Source organism: Albimonas pacifica, from assembly GCF_900113695.1.
GTDB lineage: Bacteria > Pseudomonadota > Alphaproteobacteria > Rhodobacterales > Rhodobacteraceae > Albimonas > Albimonas pacifica.
Window position 1 is genome coordinate 1 of sequence record NZ_FOQH01000001.1, and the last position, 22,114, is coordinate 22,114.

Consider the following 22,114-nt stretch of genomic DNA (forward strand, 5'->3'; position numbering starts at 1 on the left):
CGACCTTCGGCCGCCGCCCTGACCGCTGGCGCCGGCGCAGCCCCGACGACCTCGACCGGCAGGAACGACGGGGTCTCATCCTCCGCCGTCCCGGCGAAGCGCGGATCGCGAAGCCAGGTGAAGACCAGATTGGTGTTCACGTCGTAGCGCCGCGCAACCTGGCTCACCGAAACCCCGGCCAGCCGCGTCTGCGCGCAGATCATCCGCTTCTCGTCGTCCGTCCAGATCCGACGCCGGCCCCGCTTGCCCAAAAACGCCTCCGATCGTGTCCATCATCCCTTCATGGACACTATCGACACTTCAGCAGACCCGGCAGAGCGGCGAGGCCGGACGCTTACCTTGCGATGGTCGGCGGCCCGTTCCTTCTGCACAAGCGATCGTGCGTGGGTCATCTGCCGGGGCCGAACGCCGTCGCGAGTGATCCACATCCTGGCCTCAGCTTCTTGGTCCGTGGCCTCATGCAGTCGGATTGCTACGGCCTCCTCCTCGATGAGATCGGGCAGCCGCATGCCGATCCGAAGCGCCCGCTCCCACCCGTTCGCGAAATCGAAGCGTCGGCCATCCCAGACCGCCCAGCCGCGGCCGGGCTGATGCAGAAGGTGGTCCGAAAAGCGGGCTGCGAGGCGAAACGCATTCGCGCGATCGCTCTCGCCAAGCCGGCTGCGCTCCACGAGCGTCATGGCGCGGAGATCCGCGATCGTCGGGGTGCTTCGCCGGGGCGCGTGCTCGGCGTCGATGTCCCAGGCCATCAGCGCGCCCTCCGCCGGTCGGAGCGCCGTTCGACCGGACGGCACTCATGGCAATCGAGCCATTCCGGCAGCTTCTCGCAGTCGTAGAGGACCATCGAGCCCACCTTGACCCTCGGCGGCCCGATGCGGGCTTCATGCCAGCGGTTCAGCGTGCGGGGCGTGACGCCGAGAAGTCGGGAAAGTTCTGCAGGCGACAGATAGCGGCGGCCGGCGAGCGTAAGGCCGCCTTGCTGAGCGTCGGTGGCGTCGGTCGAGGGCTTGCCCATGCGTCCTGCTCCTGTGCTGGAGCGAGACCCCCGCCGAAGGGACTGGTGGCCTGGGACGACGGGGCCTTCTGGCCACGGCAACCGCATCGGTGGGGTCTCGAGCGGTTGCGGCGAGGATTGGCCGTGCTTTCGTCGTAGCGCGAAAGTGGTTAACCGCGGGCTAAACTCTCGTCTGCGCTTGTCCGAGAGCGGCGTCCCTCGTGTCGGCATCGTCCACGGACTGCGCCGCGAGGACCCCGGCGACCGCTTCCGTCGCCGCCCGTAATGGATCGTCGAGCAGATGCGCGTATCGCGCCGTCGTCTGCGGCTGGCTATGGCCGAGCAGCGCGCCGATCACCGGCAGCGACAGGCCCTCCGAGGCCAGGATACTCGCATAGGTGTGGCGCAGGTCATGCAGGCGGACGGTCGGCGTCCAGCGCAGACGCGGCTCGCCCTGCGGGTCCCGCAGAACCTCGCCAGCGGCCGATCGCATGGGCTCGCCGACCGCCAGCCCGGCGTCGCGGCAAACCGCCAGCCAGGTGCGCTTCACGTCCGTCAGCGGCCGCTCCGGATCCGCGCCCGGAAACACGAAGCGCCCTCGCGCCGCCTGCCGCATCTCCGCCAGCATCCTCACCCCCGGAGCCGAGAGCGGCACGCGATGCGCCCGGCGCTGCTTGGTCTGGGAGGACGGCTTGATCCAGATCCCGGCCTCGAGATCGAACTGGTCCCAGGTCGCGCCGAGCGCCTCGGAGCGCCGCGCCCCGGTCAGCATCAGGAGCCGGATCGCGCTGGCGCTGACCCGTTCGGGATGCCGATCCAGTGCCGCGACGAGGCGACGGATCTCGGCGGGCGCAAGGTAGCGGTCGCGGGGTTCCTCCCGGTTCCGCCGCACCCCCGCGGCGGGATTGTCGGCGCGCCAGCCCCACCGGATCGCGAGGTTAAACGCCTTGCGCAGCACCTCGACGACGCGGTTCGCCCGGACCGGCCGTGTCCGCGAGACCTCGGCATGCAACCGGTCGACATCATCCGGCGCGACCTCCGCAACCTTGCGCGCGCCAAGCGCGGGCAGGATGCAGTTGCGCCACATGCTTCGATCGTCGGCCGCCGAGCGCGGCGCCTTGGTCGGCAGGTGCTCCTGATCATAGCGCGCGAAAAGATCCGCGACCGTCGGCGTCGCCCGCGCGGCGGCCGCCGCCGCGTCCCGCGCGGCGCTCTCCGCCATCGGGTCCTCGCCGAGGTCGATCCGCCGGCGCAGCGCCCGCGCTTCCTCGCGGGCTGCCGAGGTCGACCAGGCCGGGAACCGCCCGATGGTCATCCGCCGCTCTCGTCCCGACACAACGTAGTTCAGCACGAATGCGCGCGCCCCGCCCGGCGTCAGCCGCAGCCCGAAGCCGGGCAGGGCCGCGTCATAAACGATCCGGGCGCGCGTCTCCGTATCCGGGAGCGACCGGATGAACCTGTCGCTGAGCTTCTCGGTGGATCTCCTGGGCATCGACCGCCTCCGCTGAATGGCTCTTGCGGCCCGATGTCCGATCCGTGTCCGAACGAATTCCGTCCGAACTCGTCTCCACATGTCCGGGCCTGTCGCCGAGGCTCGCGAAAAGTCGTTGAGAAAGAGCTAACTGCGGATGTCGCTCAAGATCTATCAACCAAGCCAATGGCTTCACGGATGGTCTTCCGCAGGCTCATAACCTGAAGGTCGCAGGTTCAAATCCTGCCCCCGCAACCAGAATATCAAACATCACCAATCGCTTGAACGCCGCCCAAAGGGGCGGCGTTCGCGTTCGTGCCGCATGCTCCCGATGACCGCTCCCGCGCCTCATGACGTGATCCCCACGTTCTCTGACCCTGCCCCCGCGGAACCGGAATCCGGGACTGATCTGGCGGCGCCTGGCAGCCGGCTTCAAGGCTGGCGGCGGCGCGCAGCGCCGGATGCGGCCTGCGGGTGGACGCGCCGTTCTGGCGAAATCCTGCTACAAGGGTGGCGGCCGGTCGCCACGAAAATCGTCCCGGGCGGAAAAAAATCATGCCCATTCATCCTCAGGTCTGAGAGCGTGGGCCCGTCGCGGGAGGAACGCGAAACGAGACGACGTCATGGGAGGACGCAATGCTTGACGCAATTCTTCGCGGGCCGAAGGGCCTGATCGGAGCGGCGGCGCTGGTCGCGCTCGGCCTCGGCGCGGCCGCGCCGGCGGCGGCGCAGACGCAGCTGTCCATCGCGACCGGCGGCACCGGAGGGGTCTACTACCCGCTCGGCGGCGGCCTCGCCGAGGTCATCAACAAGCACGTCGAGGGCTACTCGGCCACCGCCGAGGTCACCGGCGCCTCGGTCGAGAACATGGGCCTGATCGCGCTGGGCGACGCGGACCTGGCCATCGGCCTCGCCGACACCGTGTCCCAGGCCTACGCCGGGACCGGCCGCTTCGAGGGCCAGCAGCTGCCGATGGTGCGCGGCCTCGCCTCGCTCTACGCCAACATGATCCATATCGTGGCGCTCAAGAGCAGCGGCATCACGACGCTCGAGGACCTGCGCGGCAAGCGCGTGTCGATCGGCGCGCCCGGCTCGGGCACCGAGGTCAACACCGCCGCGATCCTCGAGGCGAACGGCATCAGCTACGACGACATCGAGGAGCAGCGCCTGAACTTCAACGAGACCGCGGACGCGCTGTCGAACGGGGACATCGACGCGGGCTTCTGGTCGGTGGGCGCGCCGACCTCCTCGATCCTCAACCTCGCCACCACGCAGGAGATCGTCATCATCGCCCTGACGCCCGAGCAGCTCGCGGCGGCGAGCGAGGCCGATCCCACCTTCGCGGTCAGCACGCTGGCGGGCGGCACCTACACCGGCGTCGACGCGGACATCGACGTGCTGGGCATCCCCAACGTGCTCGCCGTCTCCTCGGAGATGTCGGACGACCTGGCCTATGCGATCACCAAGGCCATGTTCGACAACATCGCCGAGCTGCAGGCGGTGCACCCGGCCGCCAACCAGACCACGGTCGAGTTCACGCTGAAGGCGACCCCGGTGCCGCTGCATCCCGGCGCGATCCGCTACTTCGAGGAGATCGGGGCCACGGTCCCGGATCGCCTGCGCCCGTGACGCGCGGACGGCGGGGAGGGCTTCTGGCCCTCCTCCTGTCCGTCCCCGCCCTGGCCGAGGCCGGGACGCTGCTGGCCACGCGCGAGAGCGGCGAGCCGATCGCCCGGTTCGAGGCGCCCGAAGGGGCCGAATGGTGCGTTCTGTGGCGCCATTCGGTGAAGGGGTTCGAGGTCGCGGACTGCTACGAGAACCGGGGCGGGCGGATGGTGCTGGTCCGCTCGCACCTGCCGGACTTCGCGGCGGGCCTCGACCACATCCCCGGCCGCGGGCGCCAGGTCTCGGACGGGCGGGGCGGCTACTTCATACTGGATATCGACGAGCCGGTGCCGGGCGACGCCTACGTGCTCAGGCCGGGCGCGGGCGACGTCGATCACCGGCTCAGGATGGGCGACAGGGAGGTGTCCCTGTCCGCGGCCGCCCCGCGCGAGCGGGTGCGGATCGCCTTGATCGGAACGGACGAATGACGACCGAAAACGACTTCGCCCCGGGTCCGGCGCCGCAGCCCCGGATCGTGCTGCGCGCGATCACGGCGATCGGCATCGCCCTGTCGCTGTTCCAGCTCTGGGCCGCCGGCGTGCAGCCGCTGGGCCTGTTCTTCCAGCGGCCCATCCACCTCGGCTTCGTGCTGGTGCTGTGCTTCCTGATCTACCCGGTCTTCGGGGCGAACCGGCCGCGCGGCGCGCTGGGCTGGGCCATCGACGGGCCGCTGATCCTGGCCGGGATCGCGGCCGGGGCGTGGGTGCCGATGAACATCGACACCATCGCCAACCAGATCTTCCCGCGCGACATCGACGTGTGGATGGGGGTGCTGACCATCCTGCTGGTGCTCGAGGGCGCGCGCCGCGCCGTGGGCCTGGGGATGACGGTCATCGGCGCGCTGTTCACCGTCTACGCCTTCGCCGGCAACCGGGGCGAGCTGCCGTTCCTCGCCGACTGGATGCCGGGGATCCTCAACCACCGGGGCTATACGCTCGACCGCTTCGCCAGCCAGATGACGCTGGGGGCCGAGGGGATCTTCGGCATCCCGCTGGGGGTGGCCGCGACCTTCGTCTTCATCTTCGTGCTGTTCGGCGCCTTCCTGGAAGTCACCGGCGCGGGCAAGTTCTTCATCGACCTCGCCTATGCCGCGACGGGCCGGCAGCGGGGCGGGCCGGCCAAGGCGGCGGTGATCGCCAGCGCCGGCATGGGCTCGATCAGCGGCTCGGCCATCGCCAACGTGGTGACCACGGGCGCCTTCACCATCCCGCTGATGAAGAAGCTCGGCTACCGCCCCGCCCAGGCCGGCGGGATCGAGGCCGCGGCCTCGACCGGCGGACAGATCATGCCGCCGCTGATGGGCGCGGGCGCCTTCCTGATGTCGGAGTTCACGCGCGTGCCCTACGTGGACATCGTGCTGATCTCGATCTTCCCGGCCGCGCTCTACTTCGGGATCGTCTACCTGCTGGTGCACATCGCCGCCGTGAAGCAGGGCATGACCGGGCTCGCGGCCGAGGACCTGCCCCGCACCCGCGAGGTGCTGGCCGAGGGCTGGCATTTCCTGCTGCCGCTGGTCGCGCTGATCGCGCTGCTGGTGGCGGGCTACTCGCCGATGCGCGTGGGCTTCTACGCGATCGGCGCGATCCTGACCGCGGCCGCGGCGCGGGCGCTGTGGAGCTTCTTCGCCGGCCGCCCGACGGCGGCGGGCTTCGCCGCGCTCTGCCGCCGGGGCGTCGCCCTGACGCTGGAGGCGCTGGAGCTCGGCGCGCGCAACGCCGTGGCGGTGTCGATGGCCTGCGCGGTGGCGGGGATCATCGTGGGCGTGGTGGGCCTGACCGGGCTGGGCCTGAAGTTCTCGGCGATGATGATCGCCTTCTCGGGCGGCAACCTGCTGCTGGCGCTGATCCTGGTGGTGATCGCCTCGCTGATCCTGGGCATGGGGCTGCCGGTGACGGCGGCCTACATCGTGCTGATCATCCTCGTCGGGCCGGCCCTGACCGAGGAGTTCGGCATCCCGCTGCTGATCGCGCACCTGGTGGTGTTCTGGTATTCGCAGGACAGCAACGTGACCCCGCCCGTGGCGCTGGCGGGGTTCGCCGGCGCCGCCATCGCCGGATCGAAGCCGATGGAGACCAGCATCCAGGCATGGAAATACGCCAAGGGCCTGTATCTGATCCCGCTGTTCATGGTCTACAACGACGAGATCATCCTCGGCGGTCCGCTGCCGATGGTGCTGTGGAGCGGGGCGATCGCCATCCTGGGCCTGGTCGCCTTCGCGGCCGTGCTCGAGGCGTTCCTGTGGCGGCCCCTGCAGTGGTGGATGCGCGTGCTGCTGCTGCCGGGCATCGTGGCGCTGTTCTGGCCCTCGCTGACGGTCGAGATCGTGGGGGCGGCCCTGGTCGTGGCGCTGCTCGCGCTCAACTGGGCGCAGGCGCGGGGCGAGCGGGACGGGGCCGGCCGGCCCGCATGAGCGCGCGCCCCGCCCCGAGCGGCCGGGCCCGCGGCGCGCCCGGGGCCGCCGCGCCATGACCACGGCGCGGGCCCTGATCCTGGCGGGGCTGATGGCGGCCCTGGTCTGGGTGCTCGCCCACGCGCGGGCGGTCGACGTCGCGCGGCAGGAGCTCGACCAGACCCTGCTGCTGACCACCCGCGCCGTGGCCGCCGAGATCGACCGCCTGCGCGCCCTGCCGGACGTCGTGGGCCAGGACGCGCGCATCCGCCGGGCCCTGTCGGGCGCCGGCCCCCTGCAGGACGCCGACCGCTATCTCGAGACGGTCGCCGGCCACGTGGGGGCGGACGTGCTCTATCTGCTCGACGCGACGGGGGAGACGATCGCGGCCTCGAACTGGAACCGGCCCGAGAGCTTCGTGGGGCAGAACTACGCCTTTCGCCCCTATTTCCAGGACGCGCTCGCCACCGGGCACGGGCGCTACTACGCCATCGGCGTGACCACCGGCGTGCCGGGCTATTTCCTCTCGGCCCGGGTCGAGGGGGCGGGGGCGGCGGGGGTCGTCGTCGTCAAGCTCGACCTCAGCCCGCTGCAGGACACCTGGCGCGCCGCCGAGGCGGACGTGGCGCTGACCGACGAACATGGCGTGGCCTTCCTCTCGGCCCGGCCGGAGTGGCAGTACCGCCCCCTCGCGCCCCTGCCGCCCGACGTGCTGGAGCGCCTGGTCGGCGCGCGCACCTACGAGGGCGTCGGGCTGGAGGCGGCCGCGCCGCTGCTGAGCGAGCCGCCCCGCGGCGCCGACGCCCGCGGGGAGGGCTGGATCGCCCGCATCGCCCCGGTCTCGGCCACCGGCGGGCAGGTGGTGGCCGCGCGCTCCCTGCAGGGGATCCGGCTGCTGGCGGGGGCCTGGGCGGCGCTCGCGGCGCTGGCGACGCTCGCCGTCGCGGCCATCCTCCAGGGCGTCGAGCAGCGCCGCCAGATCGTCGCCATGCGCCTCTCGCAGTCCGAGCGGCTGGAGGCCATGGTGATCGAACGCACCGCCGACCTCGGCCGCGAGATCGAGGCGCGCAAGCTCGCCGAGACCGACCTGCGCACCGCCCAGGAGGCGCTGATCCACACCGAGAAGATGGCCGCCATGGGCCGCATGTCCGCCGCCATCGTGCATGAGATCAGCCAGCCGCTCGCCGCGATGGAGGCGACGCTCTCGGCCGCCGAGCTGGGGATCCCGGCCGGGGAGGCCAAGACCCTCGCGCGGATCGGCAAGGCCCGCGACATGATCCGTCGGATGCAGCGCACGACCAAGCATCTCAAGAGCTTCGCGCGCAAGGACACGGTCGACGTCAGCCTGATCGACCTGCGCGCGCCGGTGAAGTCCTCGCTCGACCTGGTGCTGCCGCGGGCGAAGACGGTCGGGGTGACGCCCGCCCTGCGCCTGCCGCCGGACCCCGCCCCGGTGATGGCCGGCAGCGTGCGGATCGAGCAGGTGGTCGCGAACCTGCTCCTCAACGCGCTCGACGCGGTCGAGGGGCGCCCGGGCCCCGAGGTGGAGGTCGCGCTCGCGGTCGAGGGCGCGCGGGCCGCGATCACGGTGCGCGACAACGGCGCGGGCATCGCGGCCGAGGACCTGCCGCGCGTGGCGGACCCGTTCTTCTCGACCAAGCTCTCCGGCGAGGGGCTGGGGCTCGGCCTCGCCATCTGCAAGGCGATCCTTGCCGATTTCGGGGGGACGCTCGATATTCGCTCGATCCCGCAGGAGGGCACGCAGGTCAGCGTCTCCCTGCCGCTGGCGGAGCAGGACGAGCGGACGTGAGCGCGGCGCGCCTTCATATCGTGGACGACGACGCCGACCACCTGGCCGCGCTCGCCGACCTGCTCGACGCCGCCGGCTACGCGGTGCGCGGCTTCGCGGCCGCCGCCGACCTGTTGGCGGCGATGGACGATCCGCCGGACATGCCCCCGGACATGGTGATCAGCGACCTGCGCATGCCCGGGATGGACGGGATCGGCCTGCTGCGGGCCCTGCGCGAGCGCGCCCTGGGCGTGCCGGTGGTGCTGCTGACCGGCCATGGCGACGTGGCGCACGCGGTCGAGGCGATGCGCGCCGGCGCCGAGGACTTCCTCGAGAAGCCCTACGACTCGGCGCACCTGCTCTCGGTGATCCGCCGCACGGTCGAGGCGCAGGCCGCCCGGCGGGAGGTCACGCGCCTCCAGCAGGTGCTGTGCCAGCGCGACCAGGGAACGATCCTGGGCAAGTCGCGCGCCATGCGCGCCTTCCGCGAGCGCATCGCGGCGCTGGCGTCGGTGGATCTCGACGTGGTCGTCACCGGCGAGACCGGCACCGGCAAGGAGCTCGCCGCGCGCGCGATCCATGCCGGCAGCGCCCGCGCCGAGGGGCCGTTCGTGGCGCTCAACTGCGCGGCGCTGCCCGAGGCGATGGCCGAGACGATCCTCTTCGGCCACGGCCGCGGCGCGCTCGCCCATGACGCCGAGGGGCGGGCCGGCAAGCTCGAGGCCGCCCACGGGGGCACCCTGATGCTCGACGAGGTCGAGGCGATGCCGCCCTCGATCCAGGCCAAGCTGCTGCGGGTGCTCCAGGAGCGCGCGGTCGAGCGGATCGGCGAAACCGCGCCGCGCCCGCTCGACATCCGGGTGATCGCCGCCAGCAAGGCCTCGCTGCGGCTGGTGGAGGGGTTCCGGAGCGACCTGTTCTTCCGCCTGGCGGGGACCGAGCTCGCCACCCCCACCCTGCGCGAGGCGGGCGAGGACATCCCGCTGATCTTCGCCCATTACGCCCAGCTCGCCGCGCGCCGCTACGGCCGCCCCGACCCGGACCTGCCCTGGCTGCTGCAGCAGAAGCTCAGGCGCCTCGCCTGGCCCGGCAACGTGCGCGAGCTGAAGGCCAGCGCCGAGGCCTATGCGCTCGGCCTGTTCGAGATGCCGCGCCGCGCCGCGGCCGCTGCGGGCCCGATGACGCTCGCCGAGCGGGTCGCCGAGTTCGAGGCGCGCGAGATCGCCGCGGTGCTGGCCGCCCGCTCCGGCAACACCCTGCGCGCCTCCGAGGCCCTGGGCATCCCCCGCCGCACCCTCAACGACAAGATGCGCCGCTACGGCCTGACCGCGGATCCCGCCGCCGAAGACCTGGGCTGAGCGGGCGCCCCGGGGCCCAGGTCTTCCAAAGCGGAAGGGGCCGGTCCCTCGGGGCCTCCGGTCGCTGCCTCCCCTCGCCCGGCCGGGTCGACCCGGACCGTGCAGGCGAAGCTCGGGGTCGCGGCGTCGGAGGCGCAGCGGTGGCGGGCGGGGAGGTCGTGGGCCCACGTGCCCGGGATCGATCGCCGCTCCTCGACGGCGGCGAGGGACGCGGCGGGCCGGACCGCCATGCGCTTCATGGCGAACCGCTCCGCAGGCCGTGGGCGGGAGCGGGCCGCAGAGACGCCGCCGGCGCCGCGGGGCGAGGCGCCGCGATGCGCCGTCGCGGGCGTTCGTCCTGGATCCGGCCGCGGGTCCCGGGCGGGCGGCGGCTGATGCATCGGAATTCGAATGCGGGCTCAGGTTGCGTATCGCCACCCCGTCTCTCGCTTCTTGATCGCAATCAATGCGCGGTCCTGACCCAGCGTCAATGCTTCCGGCGTCCTCGTGCGCGCCGGACCGGCACGTGCGGGGCGGGGCGGGCAGGCCGGGACCGCCCGGCGAGGGCGTCTCCGCTGCGGGAGGCGCGCGACGCGCTCGGTCATTCCCTTTGGGGGGAGAGCCGCCATGCTGCGCGCCTCGTCGATCGTCCCGTTGCTCCTCGCGGCCACGCCGCTCGTCGCGCAGGAGGTCCTGCCGTTCCCGCCGCAGCCCTCGGGCAGCGTCGCGGGGCGCACGATGCAGGAGTCCGTCTACAGCCCGCTGCCGCCTGCGAGGCGCCTGCCCGCGGACGCGCCCAACATCCTCATCGTCCTGATCGACGACGTGGGCCCCGCCCAGACCGACGCCTTCGGCGGCGAGATCCACACCCCCACGCTGGACGAGATCGCCACGCAGGGCATCGCCTTCAGCCGCTTCCACACCACCGCGATGTGCTCGCCCACGCGCGCCTCGCTGCTGACCGGGCGCAATCACCAGCGGGTCGGCTCCGGCCAGATCGCCGAGCTCGCCAACGACTGGGACGGCTACAGCGGCCGCATCCCCAAGAGCAGCGCCACCGTGGCCGAGGTGCTGAAGCACTACGGCTACAGCACCGGCGCCTGGGGCAAGTGGCACAACACCCCCGCCTCCGAAACCACGGCGGCGGGTCCCTTCGACAACTGGCCGACCGGCTACGGGTTCGAGTATTTCTACGGCTTCCTCGCCGGCGAGGCGTCGCAATACGAGCCGATGCTGGTGCGCAACACCGCCTATGTCGAGACGCCCCACGCCTCCGGCGGCGGCGACGCCTATCACTTGAGCGAGGATCTCGCCGACGACGCGATCGGCTGGCTGCGCACGCACAAGGCCCTCGCCCCGGACCGGCCGTTCTTCATGTACTGGGCCAGCGGCGCCTCCCACGGCCCGCACCAGGTCCCGCAGGAATGGGCCGACAAGTATGCGGGCAGGTTCGACGACGGCTGGGACGCCTACCGCGAGCGGACGTTCGCGCGCGCGAAGGAGATCGGCTGGATCCCCGAGACGGCGACGCTGACGCCGCGGCCCGGGACGCTCGCCTCCTGGGACTCGATCCCCGAGGCGGAGAAGCCTTTCCAGCGCCGCCTGATGGAGGTCTTCGCCGGCTTCACCGAGCATGTCGACGTCCAGGTCGGCCGCATCGTCGACGAGATCGACGCGCTGGGCTACGGCGAGAACACGCTGATCTTCTACGTCTGGGGCGACAACGGCGCCTCGGCCGAGGGCCAGAACGGCACGATCAGCGAGCTGCTCGCCCAGAACGGCATCCCCTCCACCGTCGAGCAGCACATGGCCGCGCTCGACGCGCTGGGTGGGCTCGAGGTGCTGGGCACGGGCAAGACCGACAACATGTATCATGCGGGCTGGGCCTGGGCGGGAAGCTCCCCCTACCAGGCGACGAAGCTCGTCGCCTCGCATTTCGGGGGCACGCGCAACCCGCTCGCCGTGCGCTGGCCGGCCGGGATCGAGGCCGACGCGGCGCCGCGCCCGCAGTTCCTGCACGTGATCGACGTGGTCCCGACGATCTACGACCTGCTCGACATCGCCCCGCCGCGGGTGGTGAACGGCGTGCCCCAGGATACGCTCGACGGGGTCAGCTTCGCCTCGACCTTCGCCGACGCCGGCGCGGAGGAAGTGCGCCGCACCCAGTATTTCGACATCATGGGCAGCCGCGGCATCTACCACGACGGCTGGATGGCCTCGGCCTTCGGTCCGCGCGCGCCCTGGGTCCCGGGCCTGCCCGAGGGCATCCACGAGTGGACCCCCGACCAGGACCGCTGGGAGCTCTACGACCTGCGCCGCGACTGGACCCAGTCCGAGGACCTCGCCGCCGCGATGCCGCAGAAGCTGGCGCAGATGAAGGAGCTGTTCCTGATCGAGCTGACGAAGAACAACGGCCTGCCCATCGGCGGCGGCCTGTGGATCCCGACCTTCCACCCCGAGCTGCGGGCGACGCCGCCCTACACCTCCTGGACCTTCCCCGGCGCGATCACCCGCCTGCCGGAGTTCGCGGCTCCCGCCCTGGGCAACCGGCGCAACCGCGTGCGGGTCGAGCTCGACGCCCCCGCCGGGGCGAGCGGCGTGATCTATGCGCTGGGCGGCTTTTCGGGAGGGCTCTCGCTCTTCGTCGAGGACGGGGCGCTGGTCTACGAATACAACCTCTTCGAGATCCAGCGCACCCGGATCGAGGCCTCCGGCAGGCTGCCTGCCGGCCGCGCGGCCATCGAGGTCGAGACGGACTACGTCGAGCGCCGCCCCGCCGGCCCCCTGCGCGTGGTCCTGCGGGTGAACGGGACCGAGGTGGCCTCGGGCGTGATCCCGGTCAGCGCCCCGCTGGGCTTCACGGCCAACGACGCGCTCGACTTCGGCCGCGATCTCGGCTCGCCCGTCAGCCTCGCCTACTACGACCGCGCGCCCTTCGCCTTCACCGGCGAGATCCTCGGGGCGGACGTCGCCTACCTCGGCGAGGATGCCGACCCCGACGGCCCCACGGAGCGCCAGGTCGCCAACCCGGTCCCGATCGGCGACTGAACCGGGCCGGTCCGCGCCCGAAGGCGCGGACCGGCCCCCTTGGGAGACGCGGACCGGGACGTGCCGGGCCGGCGCGATCTCGTCGTGGACGGCGAGGATCGCGACGGTCGGCGGCAAGCCGAAGCCGACGAGGGCGACGGAGGCGGTGACGCCGCCGCGGGTTCAGATCTCGAAGACCGCAGCGAAGACGCAGGGCGGACCGCCGTCCGGCAAGCTGTCGCCGAGGGGGGCGTGTCCCATTCCCAGACGGCCGTCCCGTCGTCCGCGTCGACCCTAAGCCGCGCCTCGATCGTGATGTCGCCGGAAAGGGGGGCGGGGGGGCGCCAGGACCCGGACGGGCGCCCCTCGGCCTCCGGGGATCGTGCGGCCCCTCAGCGACCGTCGGGAAAGCGCAGGCGGGCGGCGGAGGCGGCGAGGTTGGGCGTGGCGGGGCCTCGCGCAAGGCGCAGGCATGTCTCCGACATGCCCGGATCGATCCGCGCGACCTGGATCGCGGCGAGGCGCGCGGCGCCGTCGGGGCCGGTCGTGAACAGCGGGCTGCCGCTCATCTGGTGCTCGGTCTGGCAGGCGTGGAGCACGCAGCCCTCCGCGCTCGTCGCCATCGCCCGGCACATCACGCCGACGTCGGCGAAGAACAGCCCGCCGGTGCCGGGCGCCGGCATCGCCAGCATCGCGCGGATCGAGGCGCGCTCCCGCGCGTTCAGGTTCGGCCCTGCGGAGATCAGCGCCGCCCCCGGGTCCGCGGCCGCGATCTCGAGCTCGGGTCCCCAGCCGGTCCGCGCGTCCGCGGGCAGGGGGAGGGCGACGATGTCGTCGGCGTCGCCGTGCCCGCCCGAGCGCAGCATCGCCGGCGGGTCGGCGACGGTCCAGACCGCAGCCTCGGGCGCGAAGCCCCGGACCGGGATGCCCTCGGAGCTGCGGAACGCGAGGCCGTCCAGGGGCAGCAGCTCCGTCGGCCGGCCCGGCGCCCGCAGGCAGTGCAGGGCCGTCGCCACATGGCCGCCGACCACGACGCCGCCGCAGCGCCAGTTCGGCCGGGCGTCGTCGGTGAAGACGCCCGTGCGCCGCGCGATCGCCTCGGCCGCCGCGGCGGGCGCCGCCGTGGCGAGCCGCTCGAGCGGCGTCAGGCACAGGTCGAGATAGGCCCCCAGCGCCGCCTCGTAGGCGATCAGGAAGGCGACCCGGTCGGCCGGAGGGATGTCGCGGGCCATCAGCTCCAGCGCGCCGATCAGGTAGGCGTCCGCGCCCGTCTCCGCCGGATCGTCGCGGAACCGCATCGCGAGCAGCGCGCGCACGGCGTCGCTGCAGGGTCGGGTCTCCTCCAGCAGGGCCGGGTCGCACAGGGTCTCCATCACCGCGGAGGGCAGGCCGAGGGGGTTGCTGCACCCGGCCTCCGCCGCCGGGGGGCGGTCAGGGGCCAGGAGCTGCACGAGGCTCGGCGGCGGGGCCGCCGACGCGCCCCCGTCGGGCGAGAGGTCGAAGCCCAGCGGCTCTAGGGTTCCGCAGCAGGGCCGGCCGGTCGCGCAGCACAGGGGCTGGTCGGGCGGCCAGGGCATCCAGAGCTTCGGATCGTCCAGGAAACGCTCGGGCGGCACGCCCGGGCCCGGGACCCCTGTCGTGCCCTGCGGCGGCAGCGGAAGCCGCTGATCGGGCGTCGGCTGCGGCAGGAGCCGGTCCTCCAGCCGCGGCGTTCGGTAGGGCGGCTCCTCGCCCTGCGCCCCGGCCGGGGCGGGCGGCCAGAGGGCCAGCGCCAGGGCCGGGACAAGGGCCGCCCGGAGGGAGAAGCGGGTCATGGCCGGACCTCAGAGGATGTCGGACGCCGCCAGGATGGCGTCGATCGAGGTCGCCGAGTTGTGCCCCGCCCCGCCGCGCGTGCAGCCGCCGTGGGTGTGCACGCCGACCACCTCGCCGGCAGGGTTCATCAGCGGCGCGCCGGAGGAGCCGCCCATCGTGTCGAGCGAGCCGTAGTAGAGGCGCGCGGGGTTCGCGAAATCCAGCGGGCCCCCGTGGACCTTCTTCGGATCGCCGTTCGGGTGCTGGATCAGCATCAGCGCCGTGGCGAGCGCGGGCGCCCCCGCGGCGACGGCGGCCACGGGAAACCGGTCGCCGGCCGGCCGGCCGTCGGCCCCCGCCCCCAGGCGCACGATCGCGTAGTCGAGGTCGTCGCGCTGGTATTCGACCAGCTCGGCGATCGGGTAGGCGGTCGCCGGCCGGGGCGCGTCGCCGCTGGGGGGGAGCTGGTAGCCGAAGTTCACGTGCATCCGCGAGGCGAGCTCCGCCTCGGAGACCACGCTCCACCGGCCGCCGACGCGCACCGAGGGGCGGATCCAGCCGTCGCCCGAGCGGTGGAAGCAGTGCCCGGCCGTCAGCACGAGGTCGGGCGCGATCAGCGCCCCGCTGCACCACCGCTGGCCGGTCACGTTCCCCGGGTCGGCGTTCGGCCCCGCGTAGATCCGGTGAAGGTCTTCGTTCCACTGGAGCTGCACGACCGCGGGCTCGTGGCGCGCCACGAAGCCGACGTTGCCGGCGGGCGAAGCGCCCGGGCCGGCGGCGCCGTCGTAGCGCTCCACATGCTGGGTGTCGTCGGCCGGGCCGCAGAGGGACTCGAGCCAGGCCGAGGCCTCGCGCGCCGCTTCGGTCTCGGCGGCGGCGGCGGCGGCGGCGGGACTGTCGGCCGCCAGGCCGACCGGCGCCTCGACGAGCGCCGCGCCGGGCCGGGGCAGGGCCGGGCGCAGGGCGGACTGGGCGAGGGACGCCGCCGGCGCGGCGACGGACGCGAGGGCGAGGGCCGCGACGAGGCGGCGGCGGAGAATGCGGGACATGACGGGCTCCTTTCGCTGTCGGGTCTTGCGGGGGGGAAGGGGCGCGGGGCGTCGCGCCCCGGTCTCCCTCGTCGCCGCCGCCCGGCTCGGGGCGGCGGCGGTCGGCGGCGGCGCGGGACGGATCGGCTCGCCCTCCGGACCTTCCAGCGCGGAGAAGGCGTCGAACAGCCGGGTCGAGCCGAGGCTCTCGCCCATCAGCACGATGGCCGCGGGCGGCGCCTCCGCCACGATCCGCGCGAGGGAGGGCGTGGGGACGCCCGCCGGCTCCACCAGCGGCGGCGCGCAGGGACGCGCGCAGCCGGCGAGGTCCGCGACGGCGACGCCCAGCGCGCCCTGCAGCCCGGGGGGGCGCTCAGCCATCGCCGAGCGCCCCCACCAGGCGCGACTTCAGCGCCGGGCGCAGCGCCGCGTCGACCGCGTCGATCTCGGCCTTCGCGGCGCTGGCGTCGGGAAAGCCGCTGCCGGTCTCGCTGACGGCGAAGGTCAGCTCCAGCGCGGTCGCCTCGCTCGAGGGCAGGCGCAGCAGGCCGGTGCCCGCGGGCAGCGCCTCGCGGCCCATCGCCTGCCCGATCCGCACGTCGCCGATGGCGTAGGAGCCGAGCTCGATGTCCTCGATCGCGTAGCCCGCCTGGGAGGGCTGCACGGCCCGGATCGACAGCGCGAAGCCCATCGCCAGGCCCTCGCCCCTGCCGGTCAGCGCGGCGGTCTTGCCCGCCCAGTGGAACAGCGGCTCGAGCCGCACGGCGCCCCGGCGCGACCCCATGGGCACGAGCCGGGCGAGGTGGACGAAGGTGGTCTCGGCCGCGTCGCCCTTGCCGTGCCGGCGCAGCAGCACGACGCACTGGTCGTCGGGCTTCGCGCCGCCGGTCCAGGCCATGAAGCCGGCCGGCTCCTCGATGTACCAGGTGGCTTTCCAGGCGGCCTGGCTGCGGGCCGCGAGGGCGTCGATGGACGACTTCATCTGCGACACGATCGCCCCCGCGACCAGGTCGAAGGCGAAGGGCGCCAGCGCCAGCGCGGCGGCGCCGACGACGGACTCCGTCGTCGGCCCCGGCTGGCCGGCGGGGGCGCAGCTCGTCGCGAGCGCGGCCCGGAAGGCGGCCGCGGCCGCCTCGGCGCCGGGCGGGAAGGCCGCGCCGGCCGGGTGGGCGGACGGGGCGCCCGGCGCGACCGGCAGGTTCAGCGAGGCGCTGGCGGGGCCGGGGACGCCGCTGCCGGGCTCGGCCCTGAAGGTGGCCGCCTTGTAGGATTCGCAGCCCGACAGCGTCAGGGCCAGGCCGGCCGCGGCCGCAAGGGTCTTCTTGCGCATGGTGATCTCCTCCTCGCGCCATTCGGGTCGGCCGCGGGACCGGATCCCGGCCGCGGCGAGTGCGAGGGGAAGCGTGGAGGAGGCGCGTCAGCGCAGCGGCAGCCCGGCGTCAGCGACGCGCGAAATCGCCCCCGCGCGGCGTGCGCGCGGGGGCGGGGGCCGTCACGAGGACCGGGAGGGGAGGATCCGCCCCCGGCCGCCGCGCTCGTCGGGGGGCGTGGATCGCGCGTCCGGCGATCCGGGAAGCGGCGGGGAGAGGGGCGGGGCCTGGGCGATCTCGGCCTCTCCCTGCTCGGCCAGGCTGCGCAGCAGGGCGGCGGGATCGGCGTCGGCGCAGGTCCAGGCGTCGGCCAGGCGCCGCGCCGCCAGCGCCGATGCGGCGCTGGTCCCGGCCAGCGCGACGCCGCCGGGGCTGCGGTTGCTCGCCGTCGGCGCGCCCGGCAGGGTCGGCGCGCGGTCGGCGGCCAGCATCGCGACCGGCGTGCGGCGCTCGCGCTCCGGCGGCGGGCCGGGCGGATCCGGCCGCAGCGCGGCGGCGGCCGAGTAGGGCGAGGCGCGGCGGTCCGAGCCGCGGAAGGCCCCCACCACCAGGGGCGCCCGGCCGGTCGCGGCGCCGCTGAGCGTGCCGAACCGCCGGATCGCGCCCCCCTCGTCGCCCGGCATCTCCCGCCAGGCGCCCGCCGGCGTGAACCGCCGGTAGCTCGCGTCGCCCCCAAAGCGGCTGGGGCGGCCGCGCTGCGCCAGGCCGACGGTCTGGTCCTCGCGCTGGATCCAGGCCGCGATCTCCTGCCGCGGCTTCAGGCCGGCCGCCACCCGGATCCGCCAGACGCCGGCCGGCGCCGGGTCGCGGGGGGCGGCCGCCGCGCTCGCGTCCGTGGGCGCGAGCGCGAGCACGAAGCGGGCCTTCGCGTCGGAGAAGAACGGCCGGTCGAAGGTCAGCCGGGCGAGCACGCGGCCGTCGGCCGAGATCAGCTTGCGGGCGACGACGGACGGGCCGTCCCTGACGAGCTGCGGCCGCCAGGTCGTGGCCTGCCCGGCGTTCGGCGGCGCGATCTCGATCGCGGGCGCCTCGGCGTCGCCCGGCAGCCAGACCTCGACGAAGCTGGAGGTGCGGTCGGCGGGCGGGACATGCCAGTCCACCGCGAGCGCGACCGGCCCGGGCGCCTCGCCGCCGGCGGCGCGGGCATGGGCGCGGGACTGGAGCCCGTTGCCGGCGGGCAGGGTGAGCGCGATGGGCGCCGTCGCCGGCACGCCGTCGGGCAGGGCGGCGCCGGGGCCGGACGAGGGGTGGAAGACCTTGCGCCAGCGCTCGTCATAGGTGCGCAGCACCGCGTCGATGTGGCTTTCCATCATCCCCGATCCGTCGTGCGGGCCGCCGGAGATGCCGTAGCTGAGATTGACCAGCACCCTGACCCGAGGCTTGTTCTGCGCCGCGATCAGCGCCAGGGCCCGCAGCAGCGCATGATGCAGCGCGTAGCTCACGAACACCGTCAGCCCCGCGCCGGAATGGTCCCAGTTGCCGAAGGAGGGCAACCCCACCGTCATCAGCCAGGCCCGCTCCGCCCCGGTCGCCGCGTGCGGCGGACCCGCGGCGCCGAGACGGCCCGCCGCCAGCGCCGCCACGGCGGCGCCATGGGTGGTCCGCGCCAGGCCGACGGGCTGCTGATCGCGGGCGACGTCGATCAGGCCGAGCCGCCGCATGGCCGTCTCCGGGTCCGGCGCGGCCCGCCGCGCGGCGTCGATCTCCGCCCCCGACAGGGCGCGGCCGAAGGGCGTCTGCTGGCCCGCGCGGGCCTGGCCCTCCTGCGCCCAGTGCCACAGCACCCGGGTCCGGCTTCCGTCGGGGGCGAGGAACGCCTCGTGCGCGGGGTTGGGCGCGTGATCGACGACGATCATGATCACGTCCGCGTCGTCGAGATCGACGTCGGCGACGTCGGCGAACCGCCTTGGCGCCGGGCCGGCCGGCGGCGCGTCCGGGGCGGCGGGCGGCGTCTGCGCCTCGTGCAGCGCGTCCCGACGCAGGGCGACCGGCACGGTGAACACCGCCGGATCGTCCGGCTTGAGGTCGTCGATCGGCGGCGGGCCGACCGAAAGACGGAGCGCGCGTTCGATGAACCCCATGCGGATGTAGTCGAACGGGATCTCGGTCTCGTCGTCGCTCCGGCCGCTCGGCTGCGTCCGGATCGTCGCCCAGAAATTGGGCTCCCGCGCCTCCTGCCGGATCCGCGTCAGGTCGCGCTTGAAGTCGAGCAGGAAGTCGGCCCCGTCGTTGCTGGCCCAGTCGCCATAGGGGTCGAGGCTGTTCACGCCCGCATCCTGCCATCGGGGGGCGGGCGTCATGGCCGGCCCTCCATCCGGGCCGCGAGCTCCTCGACCGCCTTGTCCCACAGCCACCGCAGCGGCTTCGACACGCCCACGCCGCGCGCCTCGACCGCCTCGCAGCTCAGTTCGCTGGGGCTCTGGGGGTCGTCGCGCGGCGTCTCCCGCAGCCCCGGCGCGGCGTCGGGCGGGGTGATCTCGTGGGGATCGAAGTCGTCGGCGGCGTTGCGCAGGCGGGCGCCGTCGAAGGTCCAGAACCGGGCCTCGGCCGCCTCCCACCCGGCGCGCCGGGCCAGATGCGCGGCGAGGCAGCGGCCCAGCACCGCCCCCGCGAAGCCGTCGACGGGGAAATGCACGCCCGCCACCACCCGGTTGGCCGAGATCCGCGCCGCCTGCCGGTCCAGCGCCGCGTTCACCGCCTGCGCCGTCTCCGCCGCCGGGGCGCAGCGCGGGGCGTGCGCCCGGGCCGCGGCGAGCAGCATCTTCAGCAGGTCGGCCACCGCGAAAGCCTCCGCCGCATGGGCGGCCGGGAAGGCGCCGTGACCCGGCGTCGGGATCATCGGCATGATCTGGTGCGAGAGCTCGTCCGGCCGGCGACAGGCCAGCGCGTGCTTCACGCGCATCGACACGGTCGCCGCCAGCCCCTGCATCGCCGCGATCAGCTCGAGCGCACAGGCGTCGCGGGCGGGGTGCAGCGAGACGATCGTCCCGAAATAGGGCGTCGGAAAGCCGAGCTGGGAGACGATCTCGGCCTGCCGGTCGACCCGCAGGTCGGCATAGGCGCGCACCAGCTTCATCTGCTCGGCGAAGGCCGCGTCGCCGGGCGCGTCGATGCGCACCAGCGGGGCCTTCACCAGCATCGCGGGCAGGCCGTCGCGCTTCGGACGCTCCTCCAGCTCCGAGATCTCGATGCCGTGGGCCCCGTCCTCCTGCACGTCGAAGGCGAGCCTGGGGAGGATCTCGGTCGAGAGGATGAAGCCGCGCACCCAGGGCGCCCAGAGCGCCAGGTTCGCGGGATCGTCGAGCGCCCGGCCCGGGCGCGGCGCGACCGGCGCCCACGGGACCGCGATGCCGTCCGCGGCCGAGAGCATCCCGGCCGACAGGGCCGGGTCGTAGGGCGCGGGCGCGCCGCGCGCGACGAGGCCGGCGTCGAGCCCGATGGCGAGACCGCCGTAGCCCCCGTATCCGCCATAGCCGCCATAGCCGCCATAGCCCCCGTATCCGCCATATCCTCCGTAGCCGCCGTAGCCGCCGTATCCCCCCTGCGTCGCCATGGACCTCACTCCTTCCTCAAGCGCTTTGGGGGACGCCCGCCGCGGCGAGCGCCCGTGCGAATTCCTGTCCCGACGCGCTCTCCGCCGCGGGGTGGCGGGCGAGGTAGCGGTCGATGGTCAATCCCGGCTCGAGCTCCATCAGCGCCCGCGCGGCGCTTCGCGCCTCGTCGCCGCGGTCGAGCATCTGCAGCGCGATGATCTCGACCCGCCGCGTCGAGGGGTGGTTCCGGTTCGCCTTCAGCGAGGTCTGGGCGAGGTCGAGCGCCTCCTGGAAGCGCCGCCCGCACAGGTAGGCCGTCGCCCCGAGCGAGTCGTAGTGGTAGCGCTCGGGGTCCAGCGGCGAGAGGCTGCGCGCCCGCTCGGTGAGCTCGATGGCCTCCGCCGGCCGGTCCTGGAACGCCCGCACGGCGCCCAGCAGCAAGGTCGAGAAGGCGTCGCTCGGCACGATCGCGCGGGCGGCGGAGAAATGCGTCTCCGCCGCGGTGAAGTCCCGCATCAGGTGGCTGTGCACGAAGCCCGTCACCGCATGCGCCAGCGTCGCGTCCGGATCGGCGTCGAGCGCGCGCGCCGCGTGGCGCAGGGCCGCGTCCTGATCCTGCCGCGGCGCCTCGGACAGGCTGCGCTGGACCCGCATCACGTGCCACTTGCCCAGCCAGGCGTGCGTCGCCGCCTGCCGGGGATCGCGCCCCAGCGCGTGGCTCAGCAGGCGCCCGGCCTCCAGGAACTCGCCCGGGGCGGAGCGGTGCATCAGCCGGATCGCCGCCACGGTCAGCTCGCGGCCGCTGAGCTGCTCCAGCGGCAGGGCGCGCGCCTGCTCCACCGCGCGTCCGGCCAGGGTGGCGAAGACCGCCTGCGCGATGCCGGCGGAAATCGAATCCGGCCGCTCGAACGGCTCGTCGGCCGCGCAGAGGAACCGGCGGCTCCACACGAACCGGCCGGCGGCGATGTCATGCAGGTCGATCTCGCAGTCGATCCGGGGGCTGGTCTGGAGCACACGCCCGCAGACCACGAAGGCGGCGCCGAGGCTGCTCGCCAGCGGCAGGCCGGAGCCCTGGCGCACGAACTCCCGCGCCGAGAGATGGGAGACGACGTCCAGCACCCCCGTGCGCCCCAGCCGCCGGGCGACGTCCTCGGAGACCAGGTCGCCCAGCGGCGAGGGCGCGGCGGCGTATCCGGCCGACAGCAGCGGCAGGACCACGACCTCGGCGCTCCATGGGCGCGCCGGGGGCGGGACAGGGCGCCGCCGCCGGCCCTGCCGGGCCTGGCGCAGCCAGTCCTCGAAACCGTCCGCGTCGGGCAGGTCGATGCCCGCCAGCAGCTCGCCGTCGCCGGGATCGTCGACGACGCGGACGCGCTCGAGGTCGAGGGAGACGTCGCTGCGCGAGGCCGAGAGCACGCCGGCCGCCGGCCCGAGGGCGCGGCGCAGGTCGGAGATCGCGGTGCGCAGGCTCGACTGCGCCTGCGGCGCGTCCGAGCGGCTCCACAGCGCCGCCTGCAGCCAGGCCCGGGCGCGGGCGCCGTCAGGCGCGAGCGCCAGCACGGCCAGCAGCGCCTTTTGTTTCGACCCCAGCGAAAGTCGCTCGCCCGTCGAAAGTCGTGCGCTGAATCCGCCGTGCAACGACAACTCGATGAGGGCCCGGGGGGAGGTGTTCAATGGATAAGCGCCGGCGGTTGCCGTCCTGGAATGGCGATGGGTT

General features: G+C 73.9%; 15 protein-coding genes and 1 pseudogene. 6 read left to right on the top strand and 10 right to left on the bottom strand.

The annotated features are described in order from the left end of the window. From BM064_RS27885 to BM064_RS00020, 4 genes and pseudogenes are all read right to left on the bottom strand, one after another. Positions 1–203: pseudogene (locus BM064_RS27885) on the bottom strand (IS66-like element accessory protein TnpA); the annotation flags it as partial. Positions 204–272: 69 nt separating this feature from the next. Beyond that, positions 273–749, bottom strand: coding sequence for a hypothetical protein (locus tag BM064_RS00010; RefSeq protein WP_092856426.1), 477 nt, complete (start codon positions 747–749; stop codon positions 273–275). Beyond that, a complete protein-coding gene (locus BM064_RS00015; protein ID WP_092856429.1) occupies positions 749–1,015 on the bottom strand; it encodes a helix-turn-helix domain-containing protein in 267 nt (88 codons plus the stop codon). The genes BM064_RS00010 and BM064_RS00015 overlap by 1 nt, the downstream gene beginning before the upstream one ends. Positions 1,016–1,175: 160 nt before the next feature. After that, positions 1,176–2,486: a tyrosine-type recombinase/integrase gene (locus tag BM064_RS00020; protein WP_092856432.1), complete on the bottom strand. Its 1,311-nt coding sequence runs from the start codon at positions 2,484–2,486 to the stop codon at positions 1,176–1,178. A 615-nt stretch (positions 2,487–3,101) separates the two neighbouring features. On the opposite strand from BM064_RS00020, the gene BM064_RS00025 reads away from it, so the two are divergent. From BM064_RS00025 to BM064_RS00055, 6 genes are all read left to right on the top strand, one after another. Then, on the top strand, positions 3,102–4,094 hold the full coding sequence (locus BM064_RS00025) for a TAXI family TRAP transporter solute-binding subunit (RefSeq protein ID WP_092856435.1): 993 nt from the start codon (positions 3,102–3,104) through the stop codon (positions 4,092–4,094). Next, positions 4,091–4,558, top strand: coding sequence for a DUF1850 domain-containing protein (locus BM064_RS00030; RefSeq protein ID WP_092856439.1), 468 nt, complete (start codon positions 4,091–4,093; stop codon positions 4,556–4,558). The genes BM064_RS00025 and BM064_RS00030 overlap by 4 nt, the downstream gene beginning before the upstream one ends. Continuing rightward, positions 4,555–6,540 (top strand): TRAP transporter permease, encoded by a 1,986-nt coding sequence (locus BM064_RS00035; RefSeq protein ID WP_092856442.1) that lies wholly within the window; start codon positions 4,555–4,557, stop codon positions 6,538–6,540. Before BM064_RS00030 ends, BM064_RS00035 begins: the two co-directional genes overlap by 4 nt. Positions 6,541–6,595: 55 nt before the next feature. Then, positions 6,596–8,329 carry a sensor histidine kinase gene (locus tag BM064_RS00040; RefSeq protein WP_092856445.1) on the top strand — a complete coding sequence of 578 codons (1,734 nt, stop codon included), beginning with the start codon at positions 6,596–6,598 and terminating at the stop codon, positions 8,327–8,329. Beyond that, positions 8,326–9,666: a sigma-54-dependent transcriptional regulator gene (locus BM064_RS00045; RefSeq protein WP_092856448.1), complete on the top strand. Its 1,341-nt coding sequence runs from the start codon at positions 8,326–8,328 to the stop codon at positions 9,664–9,666. The genes BM064_RS00040 and BM064_RS00045 overlap by 4 nt, the downstream gene beginning before the upstream one ends. 606 nt (positions 9,667–10,272) lie before the next feature. Continuing rightward, complete coding sequence (locus BM064_RS00055; protein ID WP_092856454.1) at positions 10,273–12,693, top strand: arylsulfatase; 2,421 nt, start codon at positions 10,273–10,275, stop codon at positions 12,691–12,693. Between the two features lie 371 nt (positions 12,694–13,064). Here the strand turns inward: BM064_RS00055 and BM064_RS00060 are convergent, their stop codons facing one another. From BM064_RS00060 to BM064_RS00085, 6 genes are all read right to left on the bottom strand, one after another. Next, complete coding sequence (locus tag BM064_RS00060; RefSeq protein WP_092856457.1) at positions 13,065–14,486, bottom strand: hypothetical protein; 1,422 nt, start codon at positions 14,484–14,486, stop codon at positions 13,065–13,067. A gap of 9 nt (positions 14,487–14,495) precedes the next feature. Next, the gene (locus BM064_RS00065) at positions 14,496–15,875 is read right to left on the bottom strand and encodes a trypsin-like serine peptidase (protein ID WP_092856460.1); all 1,380 of its coding nucleotides are present in this window, start codon (positions 15,873–15,875) and stop codon (positions 14,496–14,498) included. Continuing rightward, complete coding sequence (locus BM064_RS27295; RefSeq protein ID WP_092856463.1) at positions 15,868–16,824, bottom strand: hypothetical protein; 957 nt, start codon at positions 16,822–16,824, stop codon at positions 15,868–15,870. The genes BM064_RS00065 and BM064_RS27295 overlap by 8 nt, the downstream gene beginning before the upstream one ends. Before the next feature lie 162 nt (positions 16,825–16,986). Next, complete coding sequence (locus BM064_RS00075; protein ID WP_092856466.1) at positions 16,987–19,164, bottom strand: hypothetical protein; 2,178 nt, start codon at positions 19,162–19,164, stop codon at positions 16,987–16,989. Further along, on the bottom strand, positions 19,161–20,417 hold the full coding sequence (locus tag BM064_RS28265) for a phosphatase PAP2 family protein (protein WP_092856469.1): 1,257 nt from the start codon (positions 20,415–20,417) through the stop codon (positions 19,161–19,163). Before BM064_RS28265 ends, BM064_RS00075 begins: the two co-directional genes overlap by 4 nt. Positions 20,418–20,433: 16 nt before the next feature. Further along, complete coding sequence (locus tag BM064_RS00085) at positions 20,434–22,035, bottom strand: hypothetical protein (RefSeq protein WP_177236092.1); 1,602 nt, start codon at positions 22,033–22,035, stop codon at positions 20,434–20,436. Positions 22,036–22,114 lie beyond the last annotated feature (79 nt).

Excerpts from the sequence above, each read along its gene's own strand:
- BM064_RS00010 (WP_092856426.1), bottom strand. The coding sequence starts at position 749 with ATGGCCTGGGACATCGACGCCGAGCACGCGCCCCGGCGAAGCACCCCG.
- BM064_RS00015 (WP_092856429.1), bottom strand. The coding sequence starts at position 1,015 with ATGGGCAAGCCCTCGACCGACGCCACCGACGCTCAGCAAGGCGGCCTT.
- BM064_RS00020 (WP_092856432.1), bottom strand. The coding sequence starts at position 2,486 with ATGCCCAGGAGATCCACCGAGAAGCTCAGCGACAGGTTCATCCGGTCG.
- BM064_RS00025 (WP_092856435.1), top strand. The coding sequence starts at position 3,102 with ATGCTTGACGCAATTCTTCGCGGGCCGAAGGGCCTGATCGGAGCGGCG.
- BM064_RS00035 (WP_092856442.1), top strand. The coding sequence starts at position 4,555 with ATGACGACCGAAAACGACTTCGCCCCGGGTCCGGCGCCGCAGCCCCGG.
- BM064_RS00040 (WP_092856445.1), top strand. The coding sequence starts at position 6,596 with ATGACCACGGCGCGGGCCCTGATCCTGGCGGGGCTGATGGCGGCCCTG.
- BM064_RS00055 (WP_092856454.1), top strand. The coding sequence starts at position 10,273 with ATGCTGCGCGCCTCGTCGATCGTCCCGTTGCTCCTCGCGGCCACGCCG.
- BM064_RS00060 (WP_092856457.1), bottom strand. The coding sequence starts at position 14,486 with ATGACCCGCTTCTCCCTCCGGGCGGCCCTTGTCCCGGCCCTGGCGCTG.
- BM064_RS00065 (WP_092856460.1), bottom strand. The coding sequence starts at position 15,875 with ATGGCTGAGCGCCCCCCCGGGCTGCAGGGCGCGCTGGGCGTCGCCGTC.
- BM064_RS27295 (WP_092856463.1), bottom strand. The coding sequence starts at position 16,824 with ATGCGCAAGAAGACCCTTGCGGCCGCGGCCGGCCTGGCCCTGACGCTG.
- BM064_RS00075 (WP_092856466.1), bottom strand. The coding sequence starts at position 19,164 with ATGACGCCCGCCCCCCGATGGCAGGATGCGGGCGTGAACAGCCTCGAC.
- BM064_RS28265 (WP_092856469.1), bottom strand. The coding sequence starts at position 20,417 with ATGGCGACGCAGGGGGGATACGGCGGCTACGGCGGCTACGGAGGATAT.